We start from the raw sequence: 17,930 nt of genomic DNA, 5'->3' as shown, positions 1-17,930 counted from the left end.
TATGAACCTGAACGAGACAACCACCACATCAAAATTAACAGAACACGAAAAATTAATTCAAGCAAGAAACGCCGCTAGGAAAGAAATGCTTAAAGATACTAAGGAACCAGAAATTACATGGCTAACAGAAAATAGTCGTAAATTTTTAGAGTCTGGGTATTTAACAGGAAACACAACTCCAGAAGAAAGAATACGAGAAATAGCAGACAATGCAGAAGGGATTTTAAAAATTAAAGGTTTTTCTGATAAGTTTTACAAATACATGGCTGCCGGATATTATTCTTTAGCATCGCCAGTTTGGTCTAACTTTGGTAAAAAAAGAGGTTTGCCTATTAGTTGTTTTGGAAGTCATGTTGCAGATGATATGGGAGATATTTTATTCTCTCAATCAGAAGTTGGTATGATGTCTAAATTAGGAGGCGGAACGTCTGGTTATTTTGGTAAGTTACGAGAAAGAGGAGCAGATGTAAAAAATAATGGTTCATCGTCAGGGTCTGTACACATTATGCAATTGTTCGAAAAAATGGTTGATGTTGTAAGTCAAGGTTCGGTAAGAAGAGGTCGTTTTTCTCCATATTTACCAGTAGATCATAAAGATATTAAAGAGTTTTTAGAAATAGGAACAGAAGGAAATCCAATTCAAGAATTAACCCATGGTGTTACTGTAAGTGACCAATGGATGCAAGAAATGATTGATGGAGATGTAGAAAAGAGAAGTATTTGGGCTAAAATATTACAAAGAAGAGGAGAAATAGGATACCCTTATATACTTTTTAGAGACAACGCAAATAACGGAACGGTAGATGTTTACAAAGACAAAAACCACGAAATTTATGCAAGTAATCTTTGTACAGAAATCATGTTACCATCTAATGAAGATTGGTCTTTTGTATGTTGTTTGTCATCTATTAATTTAGTGCATTATGACGAGTGGAAAGATACAGATGCAGTAGAAACATTGGCATATTTCTTAGATGCAGTAATGCAAGAATTTATCAATAAGTTAGAAGTATATAGAGATTCTGCAGATAGAGACGATCAGTTTACGTTTCGTTTTATGGAAAAAGCCTATAAATTTGCAAGAGAAAATAGAGCATTAGGTTTAGGTGCTTTAGGATGGCACTCTTTATTACAATCTAAAATGTTGGCCTTTGATAGTGCAGAAGCATATTCTTTAAACAGTGAAATCTTTAAAGTAATTAAAGAAAAATCATACAAAGCATCAGAAGAGATGGCAAAAATGTATGGAGAACCAGAAGTTTTAAAAGGATATGGCAGACGTAATGCAACCTTAAATGCAATTGCACCAACTACATCATCAGCATTTATTTTAGGACAAGTATCACAAGGTATAGAGCCAATTTGGTCTAATATTTATGTAAAAGATATCGCTAAGATTAAAACAACTATTAAGAACCCAATTTTAGAAAAACTTTTAGAAGAAAAAGGGCACAATACATCAGATGTTTGGAAAAGTATTAGAGATAACGATGGTTCTGTACAACATTTAGATATTTTAACAGAAGCAGAAAAAGACGTTTTTAAAACGTACTCAGAAATAGATCAAAATGTAATTGTATATCAAGCGGCAAACAGACAAAACCATATAGATCAAGGGCAATCTATCAATATTATGGTGCATCCAGATATGCCAATTAAAGATGTAAATGCAGTATATATTAATGCTTGGAAATTAGGTGTAAAATCTATGTATTACCAACACAGTATGAATGCTGCACAGAAGTTTAAACAAAAGAAAGAATGTGCTAGTTGCGAAGGTTAATTAGTATCAGAAATAAAGATAAGAGAAGTCGAAAGGCTTCTCTTTTTTTTTGTAGCTATTTCCAGCTTTCACTACTCGCTTTTTTTGCCAAAAAAAAATGGCAAAAAAGAGCTCAAACAGACCGTTCAATCTGGGCTAAACCTATTTAGATGCTTTTAGAGAATGCAGTCAACTTTCATGCTGAACTTGTTTCAGTATCTCAACTCAGTAATATTAAAACGTTATAAGAACTTGAAATAAATTCAGGTTGACAACAAAAAAAGAGAAACCTTAAGCTTCTCTTTTTCTATTTATAAACTATTTAATAAGAGATTTATCACTCATTAATAACTTCAACCTTAGCACTTGCTCTTAAAATAAAGTACCCAATTACGGCAGAAATAAGCGAGCCTAAAAGAATTCCTATTTTTGCAGAACTAATGTATTCTGGTGATGAGGTAAAGGCCAAACTAGCAATAAAAATAGCCATTGTAAAACCAATACCTGCAATAAACGAAACGCCAAAAATTTGTTTTACACTAACATCATCAGGAATTTGAACCAAGTTTAATTTCTCTGCAAGTAAAACAACTAACGGAATCCCTAATCCTTTTCCTAACACCAAACAAAGGATAATATTTATAACCAACGGCACTTCTATACCAACAGAACTGTCTATTAAAACACCCGCATTTGCCAATGCAAAAACAGGAATGATAAAATAGGCAACCCAACCATGTAAACTATGTTCTAAATGCTGTAATGGAGACTGAAACTTGTGGCTCCAATCTTCTAATTCGTCCATATGTTCTATTTGAGCATTAGATAAAATAGGTTTTTTTAATACCGTTGCATTTTTAATATCATTGTAAATATTTTCTAATTGAGATAAAAATGTGGCAGTTTCTATTTTTTGTCTTATCGGTACAGAAAAAGCTAATAAAATACCTGCTACAGTTGGGTGTACTCCAGATTTTAAGAACAATACCCAAACGATTATTCCGGTAAAAAACATAATAAATTTAGAGTAATACCCTTTGTAAGACAACAAGTATAAACCAGCTAGTAAGCCCAAACCTATAAATAATAAGGTGGTTTTAATGGCACCACTATAAAAAATGGCAATCACCAAAACAGCTTCAATATCATCTACAATGGCAAAGGCTATTAAAAATATTTTTAAACTTAAAGGGACTCTTTTTCCTAGAGAGTTTAATACAGCTAAAGAAAAAGCAATATCTGTGGCCATGGGTATTCCCCAACCTTTAAAGGTGTCTGGGTTCTGATTTAAAAGCATAAATAGGGCAACAGGCGCAATTACACCTCCGATAGCTCCAAATAGCGGGAAAGCTATTTTTTTAATTGAATTTAATTCGCCAATTAACACTTCTCTTTTAATTTCTAAACCAATTAAAAAGAAGAAAATAGCCATTAAGCCATCGTTAATCCATAATATAAGCGGTTTTTTTAGCTCAAAATTTTCTCCGGTAACTCCAATTTTATACTCTAAAAGAGAAGTGTAACTATCGCCAAAGCTAGAATTTGCCCAAATTAAGGCAATTACAGTGCTTAATAATAATAGAATACCACTAAAGCCTTCAATTTTTATAAACTTTTGAAACGGTGTAACAAATACTTTTTTTATCATAGAATTTTAATTAAAATAAACAGCTTCAAAAATTGCTAAAGGCGCCCTTCGTCCTACATTTAAAGACAATACATCGTCTTTTACAGTATAATTATCGGCTAAGTTTAAAACCTTTAAAAATGCAGGTTCATCTGTATTAGGGCAAAACATTCTAGTAGATACTAATTTGCTAAATTTAATTCGGTTACCCTCTTCTAGGGTAAATTCTCCAGAAACGGAATTACAGCCCGCAAAACCAGTTACCCTATTATTTTGAGTTTTTAATGTGATAAAAATTTCACGTTCTTGGTTTTCATTCATTTTAACTTCTTTTCCTTCTAAGGATTTTAGTTTCCAGTATTTTCCTGTGATAGCAGTATCAAAAGAATCATTACTTTTTTTTTGTACAGAACTACAACTCATTGCGGTTATTAGTATTAAGTAGAATAGTATTAATTTAGCTTTCATATTTGATTTTTTGTTAAAAAATAAATATACTTTTACTTGTCAACATAGTAAATTTAAAATTATTAAAGTCTTCATAAAATTTAAAGACTAAAATTGGTTTGTATTGTTTTTTCTTTGCTTTTATCAATCCAAAATAATAGTTTGTACTTTTACACATCAAACTTTATAATTCATACATAATGAACTGGGAACAACTCCTTTCTTTAAAACGCTTTGGAGATACGCAAAAACGCGAAAGAATAGCACAAGATGAAACTCGTTTGGGTTTTGATGTAGATTTTGATAGAATTATATTTTCATCTGCATTTAGAAGTTTACAAGACAAAACACAGGTAATTCCGTTGTCTAAAACCGATTTTGTACACACACGTTTAACACACAGTCTAGAGGTCTCTGTGGTAGGAAGAACCTTGGGAAGACGAGTAGGAAAGGTGTTGTTAGAGCGTCATCCTCATTTATCTAATTTAGGATATACTTTTAACGATTTTGGTGCCATTGTAGGTACTGCTTCTTTAATGCACGATATTGGAAATCCGCCTTTTGGGCATTCTGGAGAAAAAGCAATTGGAGAGTATTTTAAAACCGGAAAAGGCGCAAAATATAAAGCAGAATTAACAGCTATAGAATATCAAGATTTAATAGATTTTGAAGGAAATGCAAACGGATTTAAAATTTTAACAGAATCTAGAGAAGGCATTTCTGGTGGTTTGCGTTTAAGTTATGCAACGTTAGGTGCTTTCTTAAAATATCCTAAAGAAAGTCTTCCTAAAAAACCAACAAATCATATTGTAGATAAAAAATATGGGTTTTTTCAATCTGAAAAGAATGCGTTTTTAGAAGTGGTAGAAGATTTAGGAATGAAGCAAAAATCTGCCTCTGCAGTCTCTTTTTATAGACATCCATTGGCATATTTAGTAGAAGCGGCAGATGATATTTGTTATACAATTATAGATTTTGAAGACGGAATTAATCTTGGTTTAATAGAAGAAGAGTTTGCTTTAGAGTACATGATTAAGTTGGTAAAAGATACTATTGATATTAAAAAATACCATTCTTTACAACATAAAACAGACAGAATAAGTTACTTAAGAGCTTTGGCAATTGGTGTTTTAATTAATGAAGCTGTAACTATTTTCTTGGCAAATGAAGAAGCTATTTTAAACGGAACGTTTGAGAAGTCTTTATTAGAAAAATGTAAGTACGAGGCACAAATTAACGACATTATTAAATTAAGTATTGATAAAATTTATAAAAGCACAGAAGTTATAGAAAAAGAGGTGGCTGGTTATAGAATTATTGCCGATTTGTTAGATGTTTTTGTATCGGCATTAAATAATAAATTTGAAGGAAATCCATCTAACTTTGATAGTTTGGTGTTAAACCTTTTACCAAAAGAATATCAAACAGAAACCAATAACTTGTATCATAGAATTATGCATGTTTGTAGTTATGTTTCTAGAATGTCTGATAGTTATGCCATTAGAATGCATAAAAAAATAACAGGAAATACAATTTAAATTCCATATTGAAGAAAACCACTAAACTTGTTTTTAAAAAAACCATATGCTATGTTAAACAAAACGATACGATTATTTTTTTTAATGTTGATTTCTAGTTTATTTTTCTTCTGCAAATCAAACCAAGTGAATAAAAATAACAGTAAAAAAAAGGATGAGATTATAACCTTTAATGACCACAAAGTTGTTAAAGAAATTTATAATCAAAATAAATCTAAATTATTGATTTTAAATTATGTAACTACTAAAAATCCTGTAATTACTTTCAATTATCAGGTGCTGGATGTAAAAACAAAAAAGGAGTTAAAAAAAGGTGTTTTTATTGGGGAGAAAATGGAGTGGTTAGATGAAAGTTCTTTAAAATGTACACCTTATATTGGTATGATAGAAAAAGAAAATGATGTAATTATAGAAGAAAACACACCGAAAAAAAAGAGATATACTACTATAAAAATTAACTAACCGAAAAAACTATGAAAATGAAAAAAAAATATTTATCAATTGTTGGATCCGTATTTTTATCATCCCTTCTTTTAGTTGGATGCCAGCAAAAAGAAAAAGAAAGGTCTATAAAGAATAATTTTAATAAAATTAAGAAAGAAAAAAAGACAGAAGGGGTTCATAAAAAAGGAATTGAAAAGATTGCCGATTATCAAAAACAGATAAGAAAAGGAATCGATGAAGAGAATTCTACTTATAAAAAAGGATACCTTATAGAAGAATATAATAAAGCAAAACAAAAAGCATTTAAAAAAGGTAATGCTAGCGCTATTTCTCCTGTTTTTAAAGAAAGAGGTCCTAGCAATGTTCCTGGAAGATCTAGAGGTATTGCTGTAGATCCTAATAATGCTAATAGATGGTTTGTAGGTAGTGTTGGTGGTGGTGTTTGGTTAACGGAAGATGCAGGAGTAACTTGGTCTGTACTAACCGATTTTAAAATACCTAATCTAGCAACTTCTACCATTGTCATTAGTCAAACAAATCCTAATGTATTATACGTGGGGACTGGAGAGCCTTTTGGTAATTTAGGTGCAATTGGAGGTACTGGCGTATATAAAACAATAGATGGTGGTGCTACTTGGCAGAGTTTAGTGGCAACCACCGGTTTTGGTGATGTAGGAAAAATCATTATAAATCCTTTGGATGATATGAATGTTTTAATCGGTACCACTGAGGGGATTTATAGAACTACAGACGGAGGTACTTCTTGGGTGAAAACATATAGTTTTCCAATTGATGGTTCTTTTACAGTACAAGATTTAGATGCAGATCCTTCTAATTTTAATATTCAATATGGTTCTGTAAGCTCTTTAGGTTTGGTAAAAAGTACAGATGGAGGTGTTACGTGGACCATTGTTTTTGATCGTGCAGATTTTAACGAAAATCATAGAAGATTTGAAACAGCTGTATCGCCTGTAGATTCAAATACTATTTTTTTAAGTGTTTTTAGCAATTCTGGAGCAACTGTAGGTGTTAATACAGATTTTTATGTTTCTAGAGATCAAGGAGCCTCTTTTACAAACCTTACTTCTATAGATACTAATAAAAACTTGCTAACAGACCAAGGTTGGTATGATAATGTAATAATGGCACATCCTTATGATGCAAATATTTTTTATGTAGGTGGTGTTGCCGTCTTTAAAGTAACGGTTTCTGGAAGTACATTTACTGCTACTTCTATAGCTTCTGGTTATGATAGCTCCCAAATAAACACGGATATTCATGTAGATCAACATGGATTATCTGCTATTTTAGGAGAAAATGAAACGTTTAGAATTTTATTAGCAAATGATGGTGGTATTTATAGCTCAACGATGAAGCAAGACTCTGGAGCCACAGAAGGAGATTGGTCTGAAGCTGTAGGAGGTAAAAATAGTACTCAATTTTATGGTGCAGCCAAACAAAATGGGGCTGATAATTATTTGGCAGGTGCCCAAGATAATGGTTGTTGGGTATCTTTAGGAGATGATGCTACTGAAGATAAAACATACATAAGTGTTTTTGGTGGAGATGGTTTTGAAGTTATTTGGCATTATGATAATCCTCGAGATTTTATTGTTTCTTCTCAAAACAATAGAATTGGTAGATATGTTAATTTTAACTATGAAGGAGAGATATCTTTAGAAGAAGAGCCAATATTTTACACAAAAATAACAAATGCAAATAACAATCCTGATGTAGTTTTTGCTATTTCAGGGAATGGGGTTTATCGTTCTACAGATTTTGCAGCAACCTGGAGTTTAATACCTATAGTTTCTAATTACGCACCAAGTACTTCAAGTGCTTTAAATGTAAAAGTATCTACAGCAGACCCAAATATTGTTTGGGCTGGAGCTGCAATGACAGAGAGTGGTAGTTATGTGTTACATGTTTCTAAAGATAACGGACAATCGTTTACCAATGCAGGTAGTTATAACAATCCTAATGGTTCTCTTAACGCATATATTTCTGGTATAGCAACCTCTTATACCGAAAAAAATAGAGCCTATGCACTTTTTTCAAATCAAGGGGAACCAAAAATTTTAAAAACTGAAGATTTAGGAGTAACATGGAGTGATATTACAGGATTTGAAACAGGAGCAAATACTGGTTTTCCGGATGTAGCAGTTCATAGTGTTTTAGAAATGCCTTTTAACAAAGATATTATTTGGGCAGGTACAGATATTGGTCTTTTTCAAACAGAAAACGGAGGGACAAGTTGGAGCATGATTACAGATTTACCAGCAGTAGCGGTTTATGACATGAAAGTAGTAAATGATCAGGTTGTAATTTCTACTTATGGTAGAGGGGTGTGGTCTGCAACTATTTCTGATTTAAATACGTACACATTACCAGGATATTTAGAGTTTGCACAAGCCGATACACAACAAAAAGAGATTGAAAGCTTACAAACTGTTGTTAGTTATAAAATACCAACAGATGATGTAAACAGAGTTAAAATATTTATAGATGGTATAGAGCAAGCAGAAGTAATACAAGATTTTTCTGCTGGTGTAACGTATTCTTATGAAACAATAGATTTGGCAGAAGGATATCATCAACTAGGTATTCAGGTTTTTGATGATACAAATAATCTAGAAACCCCAATTAATAATCAAGAGTTTTTAGTAATCGATTATGATGATGCAGCTACTTCTATAGAAATTACAGAGTTTCAAGATTCAGATATTTTTTCTTATAAGTCAGATTTTACAATAAATAATTTAGATGATAACGTGTCTAGTTTAGTGTTAAACAACGCTAAGCATCCTTATAATAACGCAACCACGTATACTGTAGCGTTAAAAAAACCATTAACAATTTCAGAAGATAATAAAGATTTTAGGTATGAAGATTTTGCTATTGTAGAGCCATATACAGATGATCTAACAGACTTAACTCAGTTTTATGATTATGTTTTAATTGAAGCTTCTACCGATTTAATTACTTGGAAAACATTAGATAAATACGATGCAAGAAGATTTCCAGAATGGTTAGCAGAATTTAATAAAGGAACCGATGCGGTGGGAAGTGATGCTTTATTTAAAGAACAAAACATTGTGTTAACAGATAAAGGCTTTGCAATTGGAGATACGGTTGTTTTTAAGTTTAGTTTAGTTTCAGATCCAGGAGCATCTTCTTATGGTTGGGCTATTCAGTCGATAAATAAGAATACAGCTACCGCTTCTGTAGCCGATGTTTTAGCAGGTAATCAGGTATTTGCAATTTATCCTACGGTTTCTAAAGGAAACTTTACTGTACAAGCTAAAAATTCTTTAGGAAAAGCCAAAATGGATATTTTTAGTCTTAACGGTAAAAAAGTATATGCTAAAGAAGTCGATTTTACATCAAACGGTAAACAAGAAATTTCTGTGAGTTTAAATGCAGGAGTTTATATTGTAAACCTTATTGATGGAAACAATAAAAAAGCTTCGAGTAAAATAGTAATTGAGTAGTTTACTCTACTTTCTAGGTGTAAAAAAAGACGCTATTTAGCGTCTTTTTTTTTATGATTATAATTTAAATGCTTCGGATAAACTATGAGCGTCTAAATCAAGTTTTTGCTGAAGCTTTAAAACACTTCCATGTTCTATAAAGGCATCAGGAATACCTAATATTTTTATTTTATGTTGATAATTATTCTGGGATGCAAACTCTAAAATAGCACTACCAAAACCACCTTTTACAGTGCCATCTTCAACCGTAAAAATCGTTGTATATTTTTTAAATATTTGATGTAATAAGTTTTCATCCAAAGGTTTTACAAAACGCATGTCATAATGAGATAATTTATCAGAATTATCCATCAACTCTAAAGCTTCGGAAACATTTTTAGCAATAGTTCCTATAGATAAAATGGCTGTTTTATTGCCCTCTTGTATGCAAACTCCTTTGCCTATTTCTATTTTTTCAAAAGGTTTTTTCCAGTCGATAATAGTACCTGTTCCTCTTGGGTATCGAATGGCAATTGGGTTTTTTAAACCTAATTGAGCAGTGTATAAAATATTACGCAATTCAATTTCATTTCTTGGAGCAAAAACAATCAAATTAGGAATTAAACGCAAGTACGCCAAATCGAAAACACCATGATGTGTTGCTCCATCTTCGCCAACCAAACCAGCTCTGTCTAAACAAAAAATAACGGGCAAGTTTTGCAAGGCAACATCATGAATTACTTGATCGTATGCACGTTGTAAAAATGTAGAATAAATATTGCAAAAAGGCACCAAACCTTGTGTTGCCATACCTGCAGCTAAAGTTACCGCATGTTGTTCTGCTATACCCACATCAAAAGTTCTTTTAGGATATTTTTCTAGCATAAATTTTAGAGAACCACCTGTTAACATAGCAGGTGTAATCCCTACAATATTTTTGTTTTTAGAAGCTAACTCTACAACTGTTTGTCCAAAAACATCTTGATACTTTGTATATAAACTTTTGGCTATTTTTAATCGTTCACCAGAAATTTTATCAAATTTTCCGGGTGCGTGATACGTTACTTGGTCTTCTTCAGCTTGCTGTAAACCTTTTCCTTTTGTAGTAATTACATGTAAAAACTTTGGACCTTTTACATCTTTTAATCGTTCTAATTCTGATAAGATTTTAGGTAAATCATGTCCGTCAATTGGTCCTGAATAATCAAAATTTAATGCTTTTATAATATTGTTTTGTACAGCAAGTCTTTTATCAGTTTTAACCTTTGTTAAATATTCTTTTAAAGCCCCAACAGAAGGGTCGATTCCAATAGCATTATCATTTAAAATGATGAGTAAATTTGCTTTAGAAACCCCTGCGTGATTCAACGCTTCAAAAGCCATTCCGCTGGCAATAGAAGCATCTCCAATAACGGCAATATGGTGTTTTTCTGTTGCTCCTTTAATATTAGATGCAATTGCCATTCCTAAAGCTGCAGAAATAGAGGTAGAGGAATGCCCAACGCCAAAAGCATCAAATTCGCTTTCTTTTCTTGAAGGAAAACCCGCAATGCCACCAAGTTGTCTATTGGTATGAAAAACGTCTTTTCTTCCGGTTAAAATTTTATGTCCGTATGCTTGGTGCCCAACATCCCAAACCAATAAATCATTAGGCGTATCAAACAAATAATGCAAGGCAATGGTTAGTTCTACAACGCCCAAACTAGCACCCAAATGGCCTTCTTTTGTAGACACGATATCAATAATAAAATCTCTCAATTCTTTAGCGAGTTGAGGTAATTGTTCCGGATTTAACTTTCGTAAATCTTCTGGGTTTGATATATTTTTCAACAAATTATTTGTCATAAAGGCAAAAGTACGATTTTGGCGTCAAAAAGTTTTTGTAATATTGAAAACTTAAATTAATGGCAATGATTCAACCTTTTGACGATACTTATTTTATGAGAAAAGCTTTGCAAGAAGCTGAAATTGCCTTTGATAAAGGTGAAGTGCCAGTTGGAGCAATCATTGTTTTTAAAGATCAGATTATTGCAAGAGCACACAATTTAACGGAAACCTTAAATGATGTAACTGCCCATGCGGAAATGCAAGCTTTTACGGCTGCTGCTGATTTTTTAGGAGGAAAGTATTTAAAAGAGTGTGTGTTATATGTTACGTTAGAGCCTTGCCAAATGTGTGCTGGTGCCAGTTATTGGGCACAAATTGGTAAGATTGTTTATGGAGCATCAGAACCAGAAAGAGGATTTAAGAATTTAAATACTACGTTGCATCCAAAAACAAAAGTGGTAGCAGGTATTTTAGAAAATGAATGTGCTCAGCTCTTAAAACGTTTTTTTGTTGAAAAACGGAACTTAAATTAATTTTAATATTGTTAAATATTTAATAAAAAAATCTTAAAAACTTGTGGGATAAGTTGTTTTAAAGAAACTTTACAAGAATTAATTCAAACTTTATTCCTATATGAAAAAAATCTTACTTTTATTCTTGTTCTTTTTTGCTGTTTCAGTAATTACAGCACAAGATACGCCAGTCCCCAATTACAGAGCAGCTGCTAAATATTCTCCAAAAAATTTGGCTAAAATGGTACACTCTACAACGGTAAGTCCACATTGGTTAAAAAAAGGAAATCGCTTTTGGTATGCTTATAAAACATCCGAAGGTTCTAATTATTATTTAGTAGATGCAGATAAGAAATCTAAAAAAGCCCTTTTTGATAATGTAAAGATGGCAAAGTGGTTAACAGAAATCACTAAAGATCCTTACGATGCAAAACACTTACCACGTTTTAGCTTTAAATTTAATAAAGCAGAAAACGCTATTCGTTTTAGAGTAACATCTACAGAAGAAGTTGAAGTTATTGATGATAAAAAAGAGGTAAAAAAAGACTCTGTATCATCAAAAAAAGTAAAAAGTAAGAAACCTAAAATGGAGAAAAAAGTCTACCATTTAGAATATAAATTAGGTGGAAATGGTTTAACAATTATAGATAATTTAAAGAAAGAAAAAGAAGACTGGAAAAAGTGGGCAAACATTGCACCAGATAGTTCTATTGTTTTGTATTCTAAGAATTATAATTTGTATTGGATGGATAAAATAAACTTTAAAAAGTTTATTAAAAATGAAAAAGATAGTACAGTTGTAGAAAACCAATGGACTAAAGATGGTGAAGAAAACTATGGCTACGGAGGTGGTTCTAGAGGAAAAGATAATGTTGATAAAGAAAAAGATAAGGATAAAAGAAACGGAGTTAGTGGTGTTTGGTCTCACGATTCTAAGAAGTTTGTTTTTCAAAAATCAGATGCTAGACATATTAAAGATTTGTGGGTAATTAATTCTACAGGTAAAAAAAGACCAACCTTAGAAACCTATAAATATCATATGCCCGGAGAACAAGAATATTATAAATCTGAATTATTAATTTTTGATATTCCTACAAAAACGCATGTAAAAGTACCTTTAGATACAATTAAGCAACAAAGTATTTCTGTTTTTAGAGCCCCAAGAAAACAATCTAGTAGAGATGATGATTTTAGACCATCATTATTACTATCTAAAAAAGGAAAAGTATACTTCAGTGTTATTTCTAGAGATCGTAAAAAGTATGATATTAATGTTGCTGATATAAATACAGGAGCCTACAAAACCTTAATTGAAGAGCGTTTTAATACGTATATAGAAGCACGTCCGTTAATTTTATTGAACAATGAAAAAGAAATGTTGCATTGGGCAGAACGCGATGGTTGGGCACATTTTTATTTATATGATTCAGAAGGAAACTTAAAGAACCAAGTTACAGAAGGTGATTATCATGTGGCCAATTTTGAAGGTTTAAATGAAAGTACAAGAACCTTGTATTTTTCTGCTAACGGAGTAAATAAAAAGCAAGATCCGTATTATGCACATACTTATAAAATTAATTTAAACGGAACGGGATTGAAAACATTAAACCCGGGAGATTTTACAGCAAGCACAAGTATGGCAGATTCTAATCAGTATTTTGTAAGCAACTTTTCTAGAGTAAATACCGTACCAAAATCGGAAGTTAGAGATGCTAACGGACGTAAAATAATGGATTTAGAAACGGCAGATTTATCGCAATTATTTGCATCGGGATATCAATTTCCAGAAACGTTTAAAGTGAAAGCAGATGACGGAATTACGGATATTTACGGAGTAATGTATAAGCCTTTTGATATGGATTCTACTATGGTTTATCCTTTATTAGAGTATGTTTATCCTGGTCCACAGACAGAAGCGGTAAATAAATCTTTTTCTTACAGAATGGATCGATTAGATAGAATGGCGCAAGTTGGTTTTGTGGTGATTACTTTAGGAAATAGAGGAGGGCATCCAGACAGATCTAAATGGTATCATAATTATGGTTACGGAAACTTACGTGATTATGGTTTGGCAGATAAAAAATATGTAGCGCAACAATTGGCAAACAAACATAAATTTATCGACATAGAAAAAGTAGGGATTTACGGTCATTCTGGTGGTGGATTTATGTCTACAGCAGCTATGTTAGTCTATCCAGATTTCTTTAAAGCAGCAGTTTCATCTGCAGGAAATCACGATAATAATGTGTACAATTCTTGGTGGAGTGAAACGCATCATGGGGTTAAAGAAGAAATTGATGAGAAAGGAAAAATTTCTTATAAATATAAAATTGACACCAATCCATCTTTGGCAAAAAATTTAAAAGGACATTTAATGTTGATTCATGGAGATATGGATAATAACGTAAATCCTGCAGGAACTATAAGAATGGCAAACGAATTAATTAAAGCTCATAAACGTTTTAAATATATGATTATGCCAGGGCAAAGACATGGTTTTGGAAGTATGACAGAGTATTCTTTCTGGTTAAGAGCAGATCATTTTAGTAAGTATTTGTTAGGTAAAGAAGCTACAGATGTAGATTTTATGTATATGAATTTAGATAAGCCAATGAATAAGTAATATTTGTCAGTTCGAGCGCAATCGAGAACTTATTTTTAAAAAACTCCGAATGAAAATTCGGAGTTTTTTTATGCTGTTATTTTATTTGAATAGTTCTCGATACAATTTTTCTTCCTTCGTTAGAAAAACCAATCCAACTGACAGTTCGTATTCGTTTTATATTTAGGGTGTCACATCGAGTAATTTTGCTTTTTTGCAAAATTGTATCGAGATGTTTAATCTTCTGTATATTCTAAAATGTCTGCAGGTTGACAATCTAAAGCCTTACAAATTGCTTCTAAAGTAGAAAAACGAACTGCTTTTGCTTTACCAGATTTTAAGATTGATAAGTTTGCGGTAGTAATGCCAATAATTTCTGCCAATTCTTTACTCCGCATTTTGCGTTTGGCAAGCATTACATCTAAATTTACAATGATTGCCATATTATATTGTTAAGTCGTTTTCTTGTTTTTGATTCTTTGCAATTTTAAAGACTTCGCTTAAAACTAAAAAGAACAAGCCTAAACAGATAATTACTAAATGTTGATTTAATCCAAACTCTAAAGTTATTTTTTCTTGAAAATAATATCTATTAATCATAGAAATTGTGAGAGAAATAATTCCAGAAATCAATAATAGATTCCCTGTTTTTTTGAAAGATTCAATAACTTTTTCTTCAAATATTTTAACTCTTACAAAGTAATTTAATACTTTTCTAAAAAAATATAAAGCGGCAATTATTAATAAATAGTTTAATGCAGAGATAACCAATAATGTTTTTGATAGCAAAGTATCATTATTAAAATTTAGTGAATTTATTTTGATGTTTAATTCTCCTAAATCAACAAAGAATATTGCAATAGAAAAACCAATAATTGCCAAGACTAAGGGCATAGAGAGTATCCAAAGTAAGTCTGTAATAGCTTTTAATATGTTTAATTTTCTCATAATTATATGGTTAAATCGTTTTCTTGTTGCAATAAATTTCCTTCTTTAAAAATTTCTGCTAGAATAAATGCAATAAGCATTAAAAATAATGGTGTAAAATTAATATTTGTACTACTAAATCCTCCTTGTTGAAAATTTACTTTTACGTAACTCGATAATAGAAAAATCATAAAAATATATTTACCTATTTTTCTGAATGAATTAACGTTGTTTTTTTGAAATGTTTTAAGATGCTTAACAGATTGCATTATTTTTTGAAACTCTTTAGTAGCTAAAAAGATGAAAAGTAATATAGCAACAAGCTTAAGGTAATTAATGTATAAAGATGTTTTTAATATTTTATCTATAGTATATACATCTTTGTCTTCTAGTTTTGTAGAACTAATTTTCCATCTCTTAGATTTAATAATTTTAAACCCCGAAGTTTTATTATGGAAACTATAGTTGGCTTTATTATAAGTGTCTGGATCAATTTGAAGATGTATGAAGATTCCTGTTAATATTATAAATACAATAATGTAAATTACTCGAATGCTTTTACAAACAACAACAGCAATGTTTAATAGTTTATTTTTTTCCATAGTTTTATTTATTTGACATTGCAAATATATAAAAATTATCGAAAAACAATAATAAAGTATTAAAAAAAGGTAATTTTATACCTTTTTGATAACGCTTGTTACAATTCCCCAGATCATAAAATCATTTTCTTCGGTGATGTTTATAATTGGGTAATTAGGGTTTTCTGGTTGTAACCAAACTTCGTTTTTTTCTACACGTAGGCGTTTTACCGTAAACTCGCCATCTAAAAAGCAAACGGCAATTTTATTATTGGTAGGTTCTAAACTTCTGTCTATTACTAATAAATCGTTATCGTCTAAACCAGCACCAATCATAGATTGTCCTTTTACTTTTGCAAAAAAGGTAGCATCTTTATTCTGAATCAATTCATCGTCTAAAGAAATTCTGGTTTCTCTAAAATCATCTGCAGGAGAAGGAAAACCAGCAGAAATACCAGTATCTACAAAGATAGCTCCGTTTCCAGAAGAAGTTTTAGGAGTAAAAAAAGTAAGTGTTTTAGATTCAGTCATAATTGTTTGCAAATTATAACTTTTCTTTAAACTTTTTAGATATTATTTTAGAATTAAAATAGTGCCTTACAATCATTACATATAGGTCTTGTTTTTTCAAAAAAAGGGAATAACATATAAAAGACATTTTTTCTTTGAATAGGAGCAACTAAAATTCTAGTAGAATTACAAGTAGGGCAAGAAATATCATTTCCGTTTTTATCTTTTTGATAGTTTCTTGTTATTTTCGACAGTGTGAGATATGAAGAACGAGAAATCTTATAATTATGAGATTCTTCCTCGTTCCTCGTTCGGAATGACAAGCTGACTTAAAAAATATTTTTTTTAGAACTGATTGAGGTAATACTTAATGCCTTAAGAGGCTTTTACAATTATTACATCGTTAATATTTGTAGTAAATCTAGCAGATAATCTTTCTTGACGCATTTTCCAAGTACGTTTTAAATCTTGGTTTCCTAATTTAATTTTATCCGATTTAAACTTTTTATTCAACTTATCAATCGCAGACATTAAAGGTTTGTGTTTTGGGTTTTCGCTTGAAAATAAATCTAATTGAAAATTATCATTGGGTACTAAACCTGTAACAATAACGCCAGCTCTTTTGTATTTAACACCGGTTTTAAAAATAGTTTTTACAGCTTCTACTGCTGCGTTGGCAATGGTTAACGTAGAATCTGTTGGCGAAGAAAATACAACCGTTATGTTTTCTCTATGTTGTTGCATTTCTTTTTTATGTCGATCGCTAGAAAGTTGTACAATTAGCATGTGGCAACTAGATTTCTGATTTCGTAATTTCTCGGCGCAACTTGCTGCAAAGGTAGAAATACGCTCTTTAATATTGTCGATATCAGAATACGTGTATTCGAAACTTCTAGTAGTTGCAATCATCTTTTTAGAAGAAACAGCATTTTCTAAAGGAATTTTAGAAATGCCTTGTAAGTCTTTTTGCAAACGCCATTCTACAATAGAAAATTCTTTTAAAACCCAATCACTAGAAAGTTGTGTAAAATCATAGGCAGTAATACAACCTTTGTCTTGTAAGCGTTTTTTTAAACGACTTCCAATTCCCCAAACGTTGCCAATTTTTGTCCATTTTAAGGCTTTAATTCTTTTTTCATCAGAATCTATAATGCAAATTCCTTTAGATTGCTTAATGTTAGAACGTGCAATTTTGTTGGCAACTTTAGTCAGTGCTTTGGTGGGCGCAACACCCACACAAGTTGGTATTCCGGTCCATTTTAAAATTCTGCTTCTAATTTTTGTAGCATATTCAGACAAATCATAATTTTCAAAACCTTTTAATTCTAAAAAAGATTCATCAATAGAATAAACTTCTACGTCTGGCGAAAAATCTGCCAAAATATTCATCACTCTCGCACTCATATCTCCGTATAACGGATAGTTAGAAGATAAAACGGTAATATTATTTGCTTTACAAAAAGCATCCCATTTAAAAATAGGCGCACCAAAAGGCAATTGTAATTTCTTAGCTTCATCGCTCATAGAAATAACACAACCATCATTATTGCTTAAAATAGCAACTGGTTTCCCTTGTAAATTAGGGTTAAAAACCCGCTCACAAGAAGCATAAAAATTATTACAATCTACGAGTGCAAACATGCTATAAAAGTATCAAAAAATAGCAGGCAAAATTACGTTGTT

General features: G+C 31.3%; 14 protein-coding genes. 6 read left to right on the top strand and 8 right to left on the bottom strand.

Annotation, left to right across the window (positions count from 1 at the left end; all coding sequences use genetic code 11):
* Window position 1 precedes the first annotated feature (1 nt).
* Complete coding sequence (locus WHD07_RS09995) at window positions 2–1,783, top strand: ribonucleoside-diphosphate reductase subunit alpha (protein ID WP_343328271.1); 1,782 nt, start codon at window positions 2–4, stop codon at window positions 1,781–1,783.
* A gap of 316 nt (window positions 1,784–2,099) precedes the next feature.
* Here WHD07_RS09995 and nhaA read toward each other — a convergent pair whose 3' ends face one another.
* Window positions 2,100–3,410 (bottom strand): Na+/H+ antiporter NhaA, encoded by a 1,311-nt coding sequence (gene nhaA, locus WHD07_RS09990; protein ID WP_343328270.1) that lies wholly within the window; start codon window positions 3,408–3,410, stop codon window positions 2,100–2,102.
* A gap of 6 nt (window positions 3,411–3,416) precedes the next feature.
* The gene (locus tag WHD07_RS09985; protein ID WP_343328269.1) at window positions 3,417–3,857 is read right to left on the bottom strand and encodes an META domain-containing protein; all 441 of its coding nucleotides are present in this window, start codon (window positions 3,855–3,857) and stop codon (window positions 3,417–3,419) included.
* 179 nt (window positions 3,858–4,036) lie between these two features.
* Between WHD07_RS09985 and WHD07_RS09980 the strand changes: the two genes are divergently transcribed.
* The 3 genes from WHD07_RS09980 (at window position 4,037) to WHD07_RS09970 (ending at window position 9,309) form a co-directional block, all read left to right on the top strand.
* Window positions 4,037–5,374, top strand: coding sequence for a deoxyguanosinetriphosphate triphosphohydrolase (locus WHD07_RS09980; RefSeq protein WP_343328268.1), 1,338 nt, complete (start codon window positions 4,037–4,039; stop codon window positions 5,372–5,374).
* Between the two features lie 126 nt (window positions 5,375–5,500).
* Window positions 5,501–5,836, top strand: coding sequence for a hypothetical protein (locus WHD07_RS09975; RefSeq protein WP_343328267.1), 336 nt, complete (start codon window positions 5,501–5,503; stop codon window positions 5,834–5,836).
* A gap of 17 nt (window positions 5,837–5,853) precedes the next feature.
* Window positions 5,854–9,309 carry a T9SS type A sorting domain-containing protein gene (locus tag WHD07_RS09970; RefSeq protein ID WP_343328266.1) on the top strand — a complete coding sequence of 1,152 codons (3,456 nt, stop codon included), beginning with the start codon at window positions 5,854–5,856 and terminating at the stop codon, window positions 9,307–9,309.
* Between the two features lie 57 nt (window positions 9,310–9,366).
* Here WHD07_RS09970 and dxs read toward each other — a convergent pair whose 3' ends face one another.
* Window positions 9,367–11,133 carry a 1-deoxy-D-xylulose-5-phosphate synthase gene (dxs, locus tag WHD07_RS09965; protein ID WP_343328265.1) on the bottom strand — a complete coding sequence of 589 codons (1,767 nt, stop codon included), beginning with the start codon at window positions 11,131–11,133 and terminating at the stop codon, window positions 9,367–9,369.
* Window positions 11,134–11,198: 65 nt separating this feature from the next.
* Here dxs and WHD07_RS09960 point away from each other — a divergent pair, with 65 nt between their 5' ends.
* Together WHD07_RS09960 and WHD07_RS09955 are read left to right on the top strand one after the other, a co-directional pair.
* Entirely contained in the window at window positions 11,199–11,648 is a 450-nt protein-coding gene (locus WHD07_RS09960; protein ID WP_343328264.1) for a nucleoside deaminase, read from the top strand.
* 100 nt (window positions 11,649–11,748) lie between these two features.
* The gene (locus WHD07_RS09955; protein ID WP_343328263.1) at window positions 11,749–14,250 is read left to right on the top strand and encodes a S9 family peptidase; all 2,502 of its coding nucleotides are present in this window, start codon (window positions 11,749–11,751) and stop codon (window positions 14,248–14,250) included.
* A 215-nt stretch (window positions 14,251–14,465) separates the two neighbouring features.
* On the opposite strand, the gene WHD07_RS09950 is transcribed toward WHD07_RS09955, so the two are convergent.
* The 5 genes from WHD07_RS09950 to WHD07_RS09930 all read right to left on the bottom strand — a co-directional run bounded on the left by WHD07_RS09950 (window position 14,466) and on the right by WHD07_RS09930 (window position 17,888).
* On the bottom strand, window positions 14,466–14,672 hold the full coding sequence (locus WHD07_RS09950) for a helix-turn-helix domain-containing protein (protein WP_147111921.1): 207 nt from the start codon (window positions 14,670–14,672) through the stop codon (window positions 14,466–14,468).
* 1 nt (window position 14,673) lies between these two features.
* On the bottom strand, window positions 14,674–15,177 hold the full coding sequence (locus WHD07_RS09945; protein ID WP_343328262.1) for a DUF2975 domain-containing protein: 504 nt from the start codon (window positions 15,175–15,177) through the stop codon (window positions 14,674–14,676).
* Between the two features lie 2 nt (window positions 15,178–15,179).
* Complete coding sequence (locus WHD07_RS09940) at window positions 15,180–15,758, bottom strand: DUF2975 domain-containing protein (protein ID WP_343328261.1); 579 nt, start codon at window positions 15,756–15,758, stop codon at window positions 15,180–15,182.
* Window positions 15,759–15,833: 75 nt separating this feature from the next.
* The gene (locus tag WHD07_RS09935; RefSeq protein WP_105049921.1) at window positions 15,834–16,268 is read right to left on the bottom strand and encodes a LexA family protein; all 435 of its coding nucleotides are present in this window, start codon (window positions 16,266–16,268) and stop codon (window positions 15,834–15,836) included.
* A gap of 354 nt (window positions 16,269–16,622) precedes the next feature.
* Window positions 16,623–17,888 (bottom strand): Y-family DNA polymerase, encoded by a 1,266-nt coding sequence (locus WHD07_RS09930; protein ID WP_343328260.1) that lies wholly within the window; start codon window positions 17,886–17,888, stop codon window positions 16,623–16,625.
* Window positions 17,889–17,930: the final 42 nt, after the last annotated feature.

It is taken from the genome of Polaribacter staleyi, from assembly GCF_038024045.1.
GTDB lineage: Bacteria > Bacteroidota > Bacteroidia > Flavobacteriales > Flavobacteriaceae > Polaribacter > Polaribacter butkevichii.
This window is presented reverse-complemented; position numbering and strand designations above follow the sequence as displayed.

What these genes read in the sequence shown, in the direction of transcription:
- WHD07_RS09995 (WP_343328271.1), top strand. Translation starts at nt 2, where the DNA reads ATGAACCTGAACGAGACAACCACCACATCAAAATTAACAGAACACGAA.
- nhaA (WP_343328270.1), bottom strand. Translation starts at nt 3,410, where the DNA reads ATGATAAAAAAAGTATTTGTTACACCGTTTCAAAAGTTTATAAAAATT.
- WHD07_RS09985 (WP_343328269.1), bottom strand. Translation starts at nt 3,857, where the DNA reads ATGAAAGCTAAATTAATACTATTCTACTTAATACTAATAACCGCAATG.
- WHD07_RS09980 (WP_343328268.1), top strand. Translation starts at nt 4,037, where the DNA reads ATGAACTGGGAACAACTCCTTTCTTTAAAACGCTTTGGAGATACGCAA.
- WHD07_RS09970 (WP_343328266.1), top strand. Translation starts at nt 5,854, where the DNA reads ATGAAAAAAAAATATTTATCAATTGTTGGATCCGTATTTTTATCATCC.
- dxs (WP_343328265.1), bottom strand. Translation starts at nt 11,133, where the DNA reads ATGACAAATAATTTGTTGAAAAATATATCAAACCCAGAAGATTTACGA.
- WHD07_RS09960 (WP_343328264.1), top strand. Translation starts at nt 11,199, where the DNA reads ATGATTCAACCTTTTGACGATACTTATTTTATGAGAAAAGCTTTGCAA.
- WHD07_RS09955 (WP_343328263.1), top strand. Translation starts at nt 11,749, where the DNA reads ATGAAAAAAATCTTACTTTTATTCTTGTTCTTTTTTGCTGTTTCAGTA.
- WHD07_RS09950 (WP_147111921.1), bottom strand. Translation starts at nt 14,672, where the DNA reads ATGGCAATCATTGTAAATTTAGATGTAATGCTTGCCAAACGCAAAATG.
- WHD07_RS09945 (WP_343328262.1), bottom strand. Translation starts at nt 15,177, where the DNA reads ATGAGAAAATTAAACATATTAAAAGCTATTACAGACTTACTTTGGATA.
- WHD07_RS09940 (WP_343328261.1), bottom strand. Translation starts at nt 15,758, where the DNA reads ATGGAAAAAAATAAACTATTAAACATTGCTGTTGTTGTTTGTAAAAGC.
- WHD07_RS09935 (WP_105049921.1), bottom strand. Translation starts at nt 16,268, where the DNA reads ATGACTGAATCTAAAACACTTACTTTTTTTACTCCTAAAACTTCTTCT.
- WHD07_RS09930 (WP_343328260.1), bottom strand. Translation starts at nt 17,888, where the DNA reads ATGTTTGCACTCGTAGATTGTAATAATTTTTATGCTTCTTGTGAGCGG.